This window comes from Brevundimonas diminuta ATCC 11568, from assembly GCF_000204035.1.
Lineage (GTDB): Bacteria > Pseudomonadota > Alphaproteobacteria > Caulobacterales > Caulobacteraceae > Brevundimonas > Brevundimonas diminuta.
On sequence record NZ_GL883086.1, the window covers coordinates 1,973,905 to 1,985,388 of the forward strand.

General features: G+C 66.0%; 14 protein-coding genes and 1 tRNA gene. 7 read left to right on the top strand and 8 right to left on the bottom strand.

Features of this window, described 5'->3' with window-relative positions; genetic code table 11:
- Nucleotides 1-16 precede the first annotated feature (16 nt).
- The 4 genes from BDIM_RS13440 to BDIM_RS13455 all read right to left on the bottom strand — a co-directional run bounded on the left by BDIM_RS13440 (nucleotide 17) and on the right by BDIM_RS13455 (nucleotide 2,951).
- Nucleotides 17-1,135 (bottom strand): acyl-CoA dehydrogenase family protein, encoded by a 1,119-nt coding sequence (locus tag BDIM_RS13440; protein ID WP_003166157.1) that lies wholly within the window; start codon nucleotides 1,133-1,135, stop codon nucleotides 17-19.
- Nucleotides 1,136-1,139: 4 nt separating this feature from the next.
- Nucleotides 1,140-1,445: a hypothetical protein gene (locus BDIM_RS13445; RefSeq protein WP_003166158.1), complete on the bottom strand. Its 306-nt coding sequence runs from the start codon at nucleotides 1,443-1,445 to the stop codon at nucleotides 1,140-1,142.
- A complete protein-coding gene (locus tag BDIM_RS13450) occupies nucleotides 1,445-2,629 on the bottom strand; it encodes an acyl-CoA dehydrogenase family protein (protein WP_003166159.1) in 1,185 nt (394 codons plus the stop codon). Before BDIM_RS13450 ends, BDIM_RS13445 begins: the two co-directional genes overlap by 1 nt.
- A 64-nt stretch (nucleotides 2,630-2,693) precedes the next feature.
- Nucleotides 2,694-2,951: an Lrp/AsnC ligand binding domain-containing protein gene (locus BDIM_RS13455; RefSeq protein WP_040347054.1), complete on the bottom strand. Its 258-nt coding sequence runs from the start codon at nucleotides 2,949-2,951 to the stop codon at nucleotides 2,694-2,696.
- A 50-nt stretch (nucleotides 2,952-3,001) separates the two neighbouring features.
- Between BDIM_RS13455 and BDIM_RS13460 the strand changes: the two genes are divergently transcribed.
- Together BDIM_RS13460 and BDIM_RS13465 are read left to right on the top strand one after the other, a co-directional pair.
- Nucleotides 3,002-3,841 (top strand): alpha/beta hydrolase, encoded by an 840-nt coding sequence (locus BDIM_RS13460; RefSeq protein WP_050796730.1) that lies wholly within the window; start codon nucleotides 3,002-3,004, stop codon nucleotides 3,839-3,841.
- Between the two features lie 89 nt (nucleotides 3,842-3,930).
- A complete protein-coding gene (locus BDIM_RS13465; RefSeq protein ID WP_003166161.1) occupies nucleotides 3,931-4,605 on the top strand; it encodes a bifunctional 4-hydroxy-2-oxoglutarate aldolase/2-dehydro-3-deoxy-phosphogluconate aldolase in 675 nt (224 codons plus the stop codon).
- 338 nt (nucleotides 4,606-4,943) lie between these two features.
- Here the strand turns inward: BDIM_RS13465 and ppa are convergent, their stop codons facing one another.
- A complete protein-coding gene (gene ppa / locus BDIM_RS13470; protein ID WP_003166163.1) occupies nucleotides 4,944-5,501 on the bottom strand; it encodes an inorganic diphosphatase in 558 nt (185 codons plus the stop codon).
- Nucleotides 5,502-5,626: 125 nt separating this feature from the next.
- Between ppa and BDIM_RS13475 the strand changes: the two genes are divergently transcribed.
- The gene (locus BDIM_RS13475) at nucleotides 5,627-6,313 is read left to right on the top strand and encodes a DUF599 domain-containing protein (RefSeq protein ID WP_003166164.1); all 687 of its coding nucleotides are present in this window, start codon (nucleotides 5,627-5,629) and stop codon (nucleotides 6,311-6,313) included.
- A gap of 242 nt (nucleotides 6,314-6,555) precedes the next feature.
- Here the strand turns inward: BDIM_RS13475 and BDIM_RS13480 are convergent, their stop codons facing one another.
- Nucleotides 6,556-7,377 (bottom strand): N-formylglutamate amidohydrolase, encoded by an 822-nt coding sequence (locus BDIM_RS13480; protein ID WP_003166165.1) that lies wholly within the window; start codon nucleotides 7,375-7,377, stop codon nucleotides 6,556-6,558.
- Between the two features lie 129 nt (nucleotides 7,378-7,506).
- On the opposite strand from BDIM_RS13480, the gene cpdR reads away from it, so the two are divergent.
- The gene (cpdR, locus tag BDIM_RS13485; protein ID WP_003166166.1) at nucleotides 7,507-7,863 is read left to right on the top strand and encodes a cell cycle two-component system response regulator CpdR; all 357 of its coding nucleotides are present in this window, start codon (nucleotides 7,507-7,509) and stop codon (nucleotides 7,861-7,863) included.
- Between the two features lie 116 nt (nucleotides 7,864-7,979).
- Nucleotides 7,980-8,054: transfer RNA gene (locus BDIM_RS13490), tRNA-Val, on the top strand.
- Nucleotides 8,055-8,140: 86 nt separating this feature from the next.
- On the opposite strand, the gene BDIM_RS13495 is transcribed toward BDIM_RS13490, so the two are convergent.
- Both BDIM_RS13495 and BDIM_RS13505 read right to left on the bottom strand, forming a co-directional pair.
- Nucleotides 8,141-9,259 carry a site-specific integrase gene (locus tag BDIM_RS13495; RefSeq protein ID WP_003166167.1) on the bottom strand — a complete coding sequence of 373 codons (1,119 nt, stop codon included), beginning with the start codon at nucleotides 9,257-9,259 and terminating at the stop codon, nucleotides 8,141-8,143.
- A 403-nt stretch (nucleotides 9,260-9,662) separates the two neighbouring features.
- Complete coding sequence (locus BDIM_RS13505) at nucleotides 9,663-10,247, bottom strand: hypothetical protein (protein WP_003166168.1); 585 nt, start codon at nucleotides 10,245-10,247, stop codon at nucleotides 9,663-9,665.
- Between the two features lie 70 nt (nucleotides 10,248-10,317).
- Here BDIM_RS13505 and BDIM_RS13510 point away from each other — a divergent pair, with 70 nt between their 5' ends.
- Together BDIM_RS13510 and BDIM_RS18130 are read left to right on the top strand one after the other, a co-directional pair.
- Complete coding sequence (locus tag BDIM_RS13510) at nucleotides 10,318-10,623, top strand: hypothetical protein (RefSeq protein ID WP_003166169.1); 306 nt, start codon at nucleotides 10,318-10,320, stop codon at nucleotides 10,621-10,623.
- Between the two features lie 140 nt (nucleotides 10,624-10,763).
- On the top strand, nucleotides 10,764-11,484 hold a 721-nt coding region (locus tag BDIM_RS18130), incomplete at its 3' end, for an ImuA family protein (protein ID WP_211205990.1).

Below are 11,484 nucleotides of genomic sequence, written 5' to 3' on the forward strand. Positions count from 1 at the left end.
TCAAGGGGAGAAGGGGTTAGAAGCCCTGCGCGCGGGCCAGGCGTTCCGCGTGGAAGTGGGCGTCGCCGAGCAGTTCGTTCAGGACGCGGACACGCTTCATGAACAGGCCGACGTCGAACTCGTCGGTCATGCCGACGCCGCCGTGCATCTGGACCGCCTCCTGCACCGCCAGTTCGGCGACGCGGCCGGCCTTGGCCTTGGCGATCCCCGCGGCCTGTTCGGCGTCGGGGCGGCCCGCGTCGATGGCCTGAAGCGCGGCCAGGGTGGCCGCCTTGGCCAGTTCCAGCTCAGTGAACAGGTGGGCGGCGCGGTGTTGCAGGGCCTGGAACTCGCCGATCAGCTTGCCGAACTGCTTGCGGGTCTTGAGATAGTCCAGCGTCGTCCTGAACGCCTGATCTCCCGCCCCGACCAGCGACGAGGCGGCGCAGGCGCGGCCCAGCGTCAGGGCGGCGTCCAGCGGCCCCTGCCCCTCGCCCACAGCGCCGATGACGGCGTCGGCGTCGACCTGAACCTCGCTCAAGGTCACGCGGGCGGCGTTGTGGGCGTCGACCATGACAGTGCGCTCGACCGTCACGCCCGGCGCCGCCGGATCGATCAGGAACAGGGTCAGGCCTTCATCCGTCTGCGCCGCAACGATCAGGGCGTCGGCGATGTGGCCGTCCAGCACGAAGCCCTTGGCGCCGTTCAGCTTGAAGCCGTTGCCCGAGCGTTCGGCGCGCGCAGCGATCTTCGCCGGGGCGTGTTTGGGTCCTTCGTCGACGGCGAGGCTGAGGATGGCCTCCCCCGCCGCGATCCGGCCCAGCCATTGCTTCTGCGTCTCTGACCCCGCCGCCTTCAGAACCGTCGCCGCCAGCACGGACGAGCCCATGAAGGGCGACGGCGTCAGGGTGCGGCCCAGACTTTCAGCGATGACGCCCGCCTCGACGGCGCCGAGGCCCGAGCCGCCGTCTTCCTCAGGAATGACGACGCCGGAAAAGCCCATCTCGCCGAACGCCCGCCACAGGTCGCGCGAGACACCGTCAGGGTCGCGGCTGTCGCGCAGTTTCCGCAGGTGAGCGATAGGAGCGTGCTCGTTCAGGAAGCCGTCGGCGGCGTCCTGAAGCAGGGTCTGCTCTTCGGTCAGGATCAGGGGCATGGACTCAGGTTCCCGGCTTCACGGTGAAATAGGAGAAGGCGAAAAAGATCGTCTGATAGAACGGCGCCGCCAGCAGGACGATTTCCTGAAGGGGAGACGGTCGTCGCGAGAACTTCAGCATCCCCGCAACGATCAGAGCGATAAGCGGCGCAAAGAAGAACGCTTTCGCTCCCCAACTCGGCGCTATGTCCTGCCAGGACATTCCCCAGCCCGCAGGCGTCAGCATGACGAAACTGAGCAAGCCGCTCAGTACAATCCCGACCACAGCCGCAGCCAGCAGCTTCGGGCGTGGCACCACATGGCTAACCATCACGCCCCCGGCAGTTGCAGCAGGTGTTTGGCGATGATGTTCAGCTGGACTTCGCTGGTGCCGCCCTCGATGGAGTTGGCCTTGGTGCGCAGCCAGTCGCGGGCGGCCTGGCCGTCGTTCGAGCGGTCGCCTTCCCATTCCAGCGCGTCCGATCCGCCCGACGCCATGGCCAGTTCGTGGCGGCGCTTGTTCAGCTCCGAGCCGTAGTATTTCAGCATGGATGCGATGGCCGGATGCGCCTGCTTCGCCTTCATCTGATCGCCCGCCCGCTCCATCGCCAGACGGAAGGCGGCGGCGTCGATGTCGTAATCGGCGATGCGGGCGCGCAAGCTTGGCTCATCCAGCCGCCCGGCCTCGTCCAGCCCCAGATGATCAGCCGCGACCTGACCCAGCGGTCGGCCGACCCCGGTATCGCCCATGGCGCCGATCATGGTTCGTTCATGCGCCAGTAGGGCCTTGGCCACGTCCCAGCCCCGGTTCAGCGTGCCGATCAGGTTCTGCTTCTCCACACGCACGTCGTCGAAGAAGGTCTCGCAGAAGGGCGACTTGCCGCTGATCAGTGTGATGGGCCGTGTCGTCACGCCCGGCGTCGCCATGTCGAACAGCACGAAGCTGATGCCCAGATGCTTGGGCGCCTCAGGGTCGGTGCGGACCAGGCAGAAGATCCAGTCGGCCTTGTCGGCGTAGGAGGTCCAGATTTTCTGGCCGTTGACGATCCAGTGGTCGCCCTGATCCACGGCGCGGGTCTGGACGGAGGCGAGGTCGGACCCGGCGCCCGGTTCGGAATAGCCCTGACACCAGCGGATTTCGCCGCGCACGATGGGCGGCAGGAAGCGCTGCTTCTGTTCTTCCGTACCGAAGGCCAGCAGGGCCGGCCCCAGCATCCAGACGCCGAAACTGTAGAGCGCCGGATGGGCCTTGATGCGGCGCAGCTCGGCGGCCAGCACCTTGGCTTCTTCGCGGCTTAGCCCGCCGCCGCCGTATTCGCGCGGCCATTCCGGCGCGGTCCAGCCGCGTTCGGCCATGCGCTCCAGCCAGACCTTGTGCGCAGGGGTCGGATAGACGGCGTTGCGCCCGCCCCAGACCATATCCGCCTCAAGCGGCGGCGCGCCGTGACACTCCGGCGGGCAGTTCGCCTCCAGCCAGGCGCGCGTCTGCGCGCGGAACGTCTCCAGATCGGCCATGGCCGCCCTCCCTCGCGTTCTTGCTTGGGAAGGACGCTAGCCGGTCCTTTTTGAAAACGGAACCCTACTTCTTCGAGGGCAGGAAGGGCGAGAAGGTGATGACGGTGAAGGTGTCGCGGATGTGCGGGCGCGTCTGCACCTGCTTGGTCACGAAGGTGCCGATGTCGGCGTCCTTGGGCAGCTGGAACTTGGCCAGCAGGTCATGCTGGCCCGACGTCGAATAGACCTCGCTCACATTCTCGACATTATCGACCAGATCGGCCGCAACATCGTTGGCGTAGCCCAACTCGCATTTGATGAAGACGAAAATGGCGGTCATCATGGCCTTCAAGCCTCCCGTTCAAGCGGAGGTCTCTAGCGGATGGAGACGACATGGGTAAGGCTTTGTCGCCCGAGGCGACGCAGATGGAACGGGCCGCAGCCTATGAGGCGGCCTATAACAACCGCGCCCGCGTGCCGGGCCACCCCGCCATTCTGGATCGCTGGCGCAAGGACTCGCTGCGGGTGATCGACGCCCGGCGGCCCGAGACGATCGAGTACGGCCCGTCCGAACGGCAGAAGATGGAATGGTTCGACGCGGGCGCGGGCGCGCCCGTCGCCGTCTTCATGCACGGCGGCTACTGGCAGGCGCTGGACCGCGGCTGGTTCGCCTGGGTGGCGCCCGCCCTGCTGGAGCATGGGATCAGCGTCGTCGTCCCCGGCTATGACCTGGCGCCCGCCGTCACGGTCGGCAAGATCATCGGCCAGATGCGCGAGGCGACGGAGTTCGTCCGCGCCCGCACCGGCAAACGGCCGCTGGTGTTCGGCCATTCGGTCGGCGGCCATATGGCGGCGGGCATGCTGTCCGAGGGTCGGGCGCGGGCGGCGCTGGCGATCTCGGGCGTGTTCGACCTGGAGCCGTTGGTCCACACCTCGCTGAACGAGGCGCTGAAGCTGGATACGCCGGTCGCGCGCGCCCTGTCGCCGATCCACTGGCCCGCGCCGAACGGCGCGACGCCCGGCGGCACCGCCCTGGACTGCTGGGTGGGCGGCAACGAAAGCAATGAATTCGTCCGCCAAAGCCGCGAGATGGCCGCCGCCTGGGGCGGCAAGGGCGCCGACACCCATGTCGAGATCGTCGAGGGGGCCGACCACTTCACCGTTTTGGACCCTCTGGCCGATGCGGACAGCGCCATGGTGAAGCGGCTGGTGGAGCTGGCGACCGCCGAATAGCGGCGCTTACCAGGATTGATCCCCGCCGCCCTTGACGCCAAGGGCGGCGACCGTCGATCTGCGGCCGTCAGACTTGCGAAGGAGACCCCATGCGCCACGACCGCCTCAGCGTGCTCACCGCCCTTGAAACCCAGGGCGTGGTGCCGGTCTTCTATCACCCCGATTTCGAGGTCTGCGTCGAGGTGATCCGGGCCTGCGCGCGCGGCGGCGCCAAGGCGATCGAGTTCACCAATCGCGGCGACTTCGCCTGGGAGACCTTCACCGCCCTGTCGAAAGAGTTTGCGCGCACCGACCCCGACATCATCATGGGCGTCGGCTCGATCCTGGATGCGCCGACGGCGGCCCTCTACCTGGCGTCGGGCGCGCGCTTCGTCATCAGCCCCTGCCTGGTCCCAGAGGTCGCCCGCGTCTGCAACCGTCGCCAGGTGGCCTATTCGCCCGGCTGCGGCTCGGTGCGCGACATCTCCGAGGCGCAGGAGCTGGGCTGCGAGATCGTCAAGCTGTTCCCCGGCGCATCCGTCGGCGGACCGGACTTCGTCAAGGCGGTGCTGGGCCCCATGCCCTGGAGCAAGATCATGCCGACCGGCGGGGTCGACCCGGACGAAGCCTCCATCGCCAAATGGTTCGGCGCCGGCATCGTGGCGACCGGAATGGGGTCCAAGCTGATCACCGAGGCCGCCATTCAGGCGAAGGACTGGGCCGGCATCGAGGCCAAGGTGCGCCAGACCGTCGAGGCGATCGCGGCGTTCCGGGCTAGAACTTGAAACTCAAGCGCTCGTTTAAACCACTAGCCACCTTGCTCTCATGTTTGGCAGTGGCTGGGTGCGGAAGTAAAAATGATTGGAAGGGGTGGATCTATCCGAACCAAAACGATCTCACGACATCCGTAGAGATCGGTAGCTTCAGGTCATTCGAAGCTTGCAGAGCCTCTGCTAATGACAAGCTTGATGCACTTGGAAGATCGGAAACCGGCACATTTGAATGTGGCCGTGGATGTCGAGTTAGCCCCAACTCAGGGCTGAACATCTGTGAAGAAACTCGCGATTAAAAAAGCCCCGCCGGTTCGCCAGCGGGGCCTTTGTTATTCAGATTTCGCCTTGCCTCAGGCGGCGACGTCGCCCTTGGCGGCCAGCTTGGCCTGGTGGGCGGCCATGCCGGCGGCGATCAGCTCGGCGGCCTCGCCAGCGTCGCCCCAGCCCTTGACCGTGACCGACTTGCCCTTCTCCAGATCCTTGTAGCGGGTGAAGAAGTGCTCGATCTGCTCGATCAGGATGGCGGGCAGCTGACGGTAGCTGGAGACCTCGGTGTAATAGGGGTTCAGCTTGTCGACCGGCACGGCCAGGATCTTTTCGTCGCCGCCGGCTTCATCGACCATCTTCAGCACGCCGATCGGACGCGAACGGATGACGCAGCCGGGCACCACCGGCGTCGGGTTCAGCACGATCACGTCGCAGGGATCGCCGTCGTCCGACAGGGTGTGCGGCACGAAGCCGTAGTTGCCCGGATAGTACATGGCGGTGTGCAGGAAGCGGTCGACGAACAGGGCGCCCGATTCCTTGTCCATTTCGTACTTCACCGGCAGGCCGCCCTGCGGGATCTCGATGATGACGTTGATGTCCCACGGCGCGTTGGGGCCGACCGGGATGGCGTCGATATTCATGATACGCTCTTGTTGCAGGTGCGAACGGGGAGAATTGACGCGCGTGATAAGCTTTGCGCGGCTTTACGGCAAGCGTCGCGGCGATCACGCTTGCCTTGCGGCGGCCGACGTGGCGTCAATCAGGCATGAGTCTGTTTGATTGGATCGCCCTGTTCGTCTTTGTCGTCGCCTGGCTGGGCTACGGCCCGCTGATCCGCCTAGTGGCGCGGCGCAGCGGTTCGCTCAACATGGACATGCTGGCGGTGCGCGACGCCTGGATGCGCGCCATGACCCACCGCGAGATGCGGCTGATCGACAGCCAGCTGATGGGCCATTCGATCAACTCCGGCTCCTTCTTCGCCTCGACCAATCTGCTGTTGATCGCCGCCGTGGCCGGGGTGCTGTTCGGGGGCGAAGCGGCCATACGCGGTTTCGCCGCCGTCGGCGCCGAGCCCGTCACGCCGCGCCTGATGGAGGCCAAGCTGGCCCTGGTGCTGCTGTGCCTGGCGCGCGGCTTCCTCGACTTCATCTGGTCGCTGCGTCAGTTGAACTACACCGTCGCCCTGATCGGCGCCGCGCCGGAAATCCACGAGGAAGCCGACCGCGTCGCCTATGGCCGCGCCGTGGCGCGGGTGCTCAACCCCGCCCTGACCAACTTCAACCAGGGCGTTCGCGGCTATTATTTCGCCCTGGCCGCCGCCGCCTGGCTGTTCGGGCCGCTATGGCTGATGTTGGGAGCGGTGTCTGTGTTCGCCCTTCTGGCTTGGCGCCAGCTGGCCTCCCCCGCCGCCGGCGCCATTCGACAGGCTCGCCGCCTGCTAGAGCGGGGTTGATCATCTCGCAACTGCGAAATCAACGAAGCGCGCCCGCATTTCAGGATCATGGGATTGAGCGTCGAACTTCGTAACACCCCGTGATTGTATATGATTGAATCGGGACTTGTGTTTTTGTGCGCTGCAAACTAACTTGGCTTTCGACGCTTTCGAGCGTCTTGCCCTTCCTGGGCGTTTCCTCCCTATAGACTTTCCAAAGCCGCGCCGTTTGGCGCGGCTCTTTTTTTCGTCTCGCCCGCCGCTCAGGCGCGCTGGTCGGCGCAAAGCTCGGCGATCACCCGCCGCAGGGCTGAGCGGCAGCGCTTCCACCCCGGCGACGGCGCCCAGGCCGCCTCATCCCAGTACAGTCCCCGGCTCAGCTCCACCTGAGCCGCCTGAAAGCCCTCGTCCGGCCGCCCCCAGATCTGGGTCGCATAGCCGCCCGCATAGGGCCGGTTCAGCCCCACCGTCAGCCCTTGCGCCTCGAACAAGCGCCGCAGACGTCGCGTCAGCAGCGCCTCGCAACTGGTCCCGTGCCGGTCGCCCAGCACCACGTCCACCGCCCCGTTCGTCGCCCGTGCGGGCATGGAATGCCAATCGATCAACACCGCCCGCCCGGACCGCGCCCGCGCCGCCTGCATCATCCCCGCCAGGGCCGCATGATAGGGGGCGTGCACCCGCGCCACCCGCGCCTCCGCCTCGCTCCGCGTCAGCCGTCGCCCATAAAGCGGCGTCCCGTCGCCCGCCAACCGCGCCAGCACGCCATAGCCGGCCTGGGCCTTGGCGCTGACGCGCGACGCGACCGCATCGACGATCAGGGCCGGATCCCACTCGTCCGGCGCCCGGTTCAGATCGACATAGGCCCGGCCGATACGCGCGGCGATCAGGCTCGCCCCCTCCCCCGGCGCGCAGTCGATCAACTGATCCACCGCCGCGTCTTCGGCGCTGCGAACCGCGCGCACGGAGGCCGTCGCCCCCATGTCGTCGGGATAGAAGTCGCCCGAATGCGGCGAAGCGAACACCAGGGGCGTCGCCCGCCCGGCGTCCGCCGGAACGATCCAGAAGGGCGGCTGAGGCGCATCCATGCCTTCGCCATAGCCTGCTTCGCAGCGAAAGGCGCGTCCAATGCCGCCGCGCCCCCGTTCGTCTTCATCGCCGGTTTACCCGGCTAGGCCTAGGTTGGCCGCCAATTCCCCAACGGTTTCGATACGATCATGGCGCGCATTCTTCTGGCCGAAGACGACAATTCTCTTCGCGGCTTCCTGACCCGCGCCCTGGAGCGGGCCGATCATGAGGTCGTGGCCTGCGAGAACGGCGACGACGCCATCGACGCCCTGGACCAGGGGCCCTACGACCTGCTGCTGACCGACATCGTCATGCCGGGCGCCGACGGGATCGAGGTCGCCCGCGTCGCCGCCGCCCGCCAGCCGGGCCTGCGCATCATGTTCATCACCGGCTTCGCCGCCGTCGCCCTCAGCGCCGCCCAGGCCTCGCCCCAGGCCAAGGTTCTGTCCAAACCCGTCCACCTGCGCGACCTGGTGAACGAGGTCGAACGCATGATCGCGGCCTAAGCGAAAGAAAAGTCGAAGAAAGGCGTCAAAGCCCCTTGCAGGCCCCGCAAACTGCGGGTTATAGACGCCGCCTTCCCGCCCACCGACACATCAGTCGGCCGGGCCGCAGAACAGGCGGACGCGTAGCTCAGCGGGAGAGCACTACGTTGACATCGTAGGGGTCACAGGTTCAATCCCTGTCGCGTCCACCATTCTTTTCCTTAGGCTTTTTGGAACAACTCCCCACTCGGGAGATCGTCCTGCCCAGGAAACGCCCATGAAACGCTCCCCGCCCAGTTCATCGCCGACCAATCGCTGAGCGCGCCGCCTCCATGTAGTTCGGGCTGTGGTGCCCATAGACCCTGGTGATCAGTCCCTCGCTGGTGCCGGTGAAGCCAGCGACTTCCCAGGTGGGAACCCCCTTCTGAAGCAACCAGGTGATGCAGGTGTGCTTCAGCGTGTGCGGCGTCACGTCCGCCCCCAGGCCCGCCCGCTCCTTGGCGCTTTCAAAGCCGCTGCGCTGACGCTGGATGATTTCCCCTTCGTACTCGCACGGGCCATGGATCGTCAGCCGACGCCATCGCCGCAGGTGCGGCATCAGCCGATGCGGGATCGGACAGGGCGGCCGACGCTTCCGCGTTTCCCGTTCCGCCGTGCCCCGACGATGGATGGTTTCCGTGACCAGATCGACCGAACCCGCCGTCGGGCTCCGCGTCCAGCGCAAGGCCAGAACGGCCGAATGGCGCGTCGCCGTATAGAGGGCGATCAGAATGAAACGGGCCACATGATAGTTGGGCTCGGCGACACGACGCCACGCTTCGACGCCGCCCTGATCGTCAACGCCGACCGCCTCATACCCCAATGCCCCGCGCAGAAGCCGCGCCGCTTCCATCCGCGTGAGCCAACGCTCATTGGGCTGCCCCGCATCCGGCTTCGCGATCGGGATCGGCCGATCCAGTTTTCCATGGCGATGGAGCAGATTCAGCGCCGCCGCCAAGGTCTCGAGTTCACGCCGGGCGGTGGCCTCCACCACCGGTCTGCGCCCATGGGCGCCGCCGGTTCTCGCCTTCACGTACTTCCGGCAGGCGTCGATGTTGATCGCGTCGCAGGTCAGGTCTCCCAAACCTTCCAAGAGGCGGTCGACATGATAGGGCTCCGGACCGGAATGATCGTCCCGCAGGGACTCCAGATAATAGGTCAGCGCGTCGGCGACGGCGACCTTGGACGGATGCCCATCGCCAAAGTCAGGACGGTGCTTGTCGGCTAGATAGCGGCCGAACGCCTCTTCAGCGCCTCGCTGGTCCGACTCGCCAAAGCCCGTGCCGATTTCACGTCCACGGTCGAGGATGACATAGCGGGCCTCTCGGCCCTTTCGTTCACGCAGATAGAGGCGCGGGGGTTGGGCGGGACGCGGCACAGTTCCCTCATCGCTTCGATGGCGGCCAGAGTGGTGAAATCCTTGTTGCCGATCCGTTCGATGATCAGGCGCCCCCGGCTGGCTTCCAGCCGCAGCGTGCGCACCGAGACGGAGCCGTCAGGAAAGGCGAGACGCGCCGCCACAGACAGGCGAAGCGGGGTCGAAGACGTGATGGCGTCAGACCTGCGGTCGTGAAGATAACGCTCTACATGGGACAAAACAGCGAACTCGATCGTCAAAGACGACAATCGCTAGAGGCGACCGGCGGGATACCGGGACAGACACCCCGGCGGGCATCATTTGTCGTCCACACATATATACAACGAACGGCGTTCCGAATGCAACAAGAAAAACTATTTATCTAGTTGTTTTTGTTAAGAAATGATCTGCGCCTGGCAACACATCACGTCTTCTGATCTTTCCGCAACCAGTCGGCAGCGACGAACGCCTTGTCCAGGAAGATCGCCACCTTCTCCCATTCGGCCCCCGCACGACCGCCCTGCGCAGCCTTCCGGCGCACTTCGGCCAGAAGCTCCTCCCGTTCGATATAGGCCGCGATCTTTTCCAGATCAGGTCGACGCGACGGCGGCACCGACCGAGCGCGTTCTTTGGCTTGCTCCTGCGTGCAGGCGCCTTTGAGACGATTGGCGCGGTCGCTGATCACGCGAACATTCCCAGGCACATAACCTTGGGCGGGCCTGATGCGGTCCAGCGAAGGCGATCCGTTCGACCGTTCGGAACCTGCCGCCAGCGGCACGCCGAGCACAGGACAAACGGGCGGCACCACCACGTCGTGACGGCGGAGGTTGAACGGGAGACTCAGACGCGCCGCCCTTTCTCGCGCCCTTTCCAGCAGGGCCGCAACCGGATCGCGACGCCGCCGCTGGCGCATATAGGCGCTCATATAGAGGGCGTTGCAGCGCCGACAGTTGGCGCGCTTCAGCTGCGCTCCGTGAATGGGACAATTCAATTCGAATTGGTTCTTCATAGACAGATAAGACTCCACGTTGATAATGAGTCCATGAATTCAAAATGAGTCTAAAGAGTCAAATTTTATTATGAAGACACCTCGTGCGCGCTCCCCCAACCATCCCACAGGCGCCCAACTGCGCGGCGCCCGAGGCCTTCTGAATCTGTCGGTCCTGGACCTGTCGGAGCGCACCGGCCTGGCCGTGAACACCATCAAGCGCGCCGAGGCGACGAACGACTTCGCGCCGATCAACCGCGCCAACGCCAACCTGTTGGTCACGGTGCTTCAGAATCTAGGCGTGGTGTTTCTGCCTGCAGACGAGGTGGTCGGGGCGGGCGTTCGGCTGGAAGCATCAGACACGCCGGCATTTGCGCGACGGCGAAGTGGGGATTGAGGCCAACCAAACGCCAGAATCGGTCGTTGTCAGTGACCGTATCGAGCCTTGTCTCCCGCTTCGCTTGACTCCCCCAGGGGGTTGGCGCGCATATAGAACATATGGAGAACATTTGTTCACGGCCTGACGCTCTGGCGGCGTTGAAGACTCGCCTGGAGGCCCTGGATCGGGCCGGCGGTCGTCGCGTCGGCACAGGCGTGCGCGCGGGGAGCGACGACGCCTTTGCGCCACTGGTTTCAGGTGGTTTGCATGATCTCTACGCCGCAGAACCCGCCGACGCGGTGGCGATCAACGCCTTTGGGCTGGGCATGGCGCTGCGGGCGGCGGCGGGGCGGCCCATCGTCTGGGGCCTGCATGAGATGATGGCCCAGGAGGCTGGGCGGCCGCACGGTCCGGGCCTGCATGAGATGGGCCTGTCGCCGCGCGACCTGTTGCTGGTGCGGACGCGCGACGTACAGACCCTGTTGGCCGTCGGCGAAGAAGCCCTACGCAGTCCCGCCGTGGGCGCCGTGCTGTTGAGCGCCTGGGGCGAGGCCAAGGCCTTCAGCCTGACAGCCAGCCGGCGACTGGCGCTGGCGGCCGAGACGGGCGGCGCGACCCTGTTCCTGGCGCGGGCGGGCGCCCTGCCCTGCCCCAGCGCAGCCGAGACCCGCTGGTCTGTGGCGTCTTCTACTTCAGAACCTCTGGAAGGCGGAGCGCCGGGGCGGCCGTCTTTTTCCACGACCCTGCTGCGGCGGCGCGGCGGCGGGGCGACCGGAACCTGGATCATGGAGTGGGATCGTGAACAGCGAACCTTCCGCCCGCCCGCGCCGCTATCTGGCGGTCTGGTTCCCCTGGCTGCCCAGCGACCGACTGCGGCGT

Coding starts and splice junctions, on each gene's coding strand:
- cpdR (WP_003166166.1), top strand. CDS start 7,507: ATGGCGCGCATTCTTCTGGCCGAAGACGACAATTCTCTTCGCGGCTTC.
- ppa (WP_003166163.1), bottom strand. CDS start 5,501: ATGAATATCGACGCCATCCCGGTCGGCCCCAACGCGCCGTGGGACATC.
- BDIM_RS13480 (WP_003166165.1), bottom strand. CDS start 7,377: ATGGATGCGCCTCAGCCGCCCTTCTGGATCGTTCCGGCGGACGCCGGG.
- BDIM_RS13450 (WP_003166159.1), bottom strand. CDS start 2,629: ATGGCCGATCTGGAGACGTTCCGCGCGCAGACGCGCGCCTGGCTGGAG.
- BDIM_RS13460 (WP_050796730.1), top strand. CDS start 3,002: ATGGGTAAGGCTTTGTCGCCCGAGGCGACGCAGATGGAACGGGCCGCA.
- BDIM_RS13465 (WP_003166161.1), top strand. CDS start 3,931: ATGCGCCACGACCGCCTCAGCGTGCTCACCGCCCTTGAAACCCAGGGC.
- BDIM_RS13505 (WP_003166168.1), bottom strand. CDS start 10,247: ATGAAGAACCAATTCGAATTGAATTGTCCCATTCACGGAGCGCAGCTG.
- BDIM_RS13445 (WP_003166158.1), bottom strand. CDS start 1,445: ATGGTTAGCCATGTGGTGCCACGCCCGAAGCTGCTGGCTGCGGCTGTG.
- BDIM_RS13475 (WP_003166164.1), top strand. CDS start 5,627: ATGAGTCTGTTTGATTGGATCGCCCTGTTCGTCTTTGTCGTCGCCTGG.
- BDIM_RS13455 (WP_040347054.1), bottom strand. CDS start 2,951: ATGATGACCGCCATTTTCGTCTTCATCAAATGCGAGTTGGGCTACGCC.
- BDIM_RS13440 (WP_003166157.1), bottom strand. CDS start 1,135: ATGCCCCTGATCCTGACCGAAGAGCAGACCCTGCTTCAGGACGCCGCC.
- BDIM_RS13510 (WP_003166169.1), top strand. CDS start 10,318: ATGAAGACACCTCGTGCGCGCTCCCCCAACCATCCCACAGGCGCCCAA.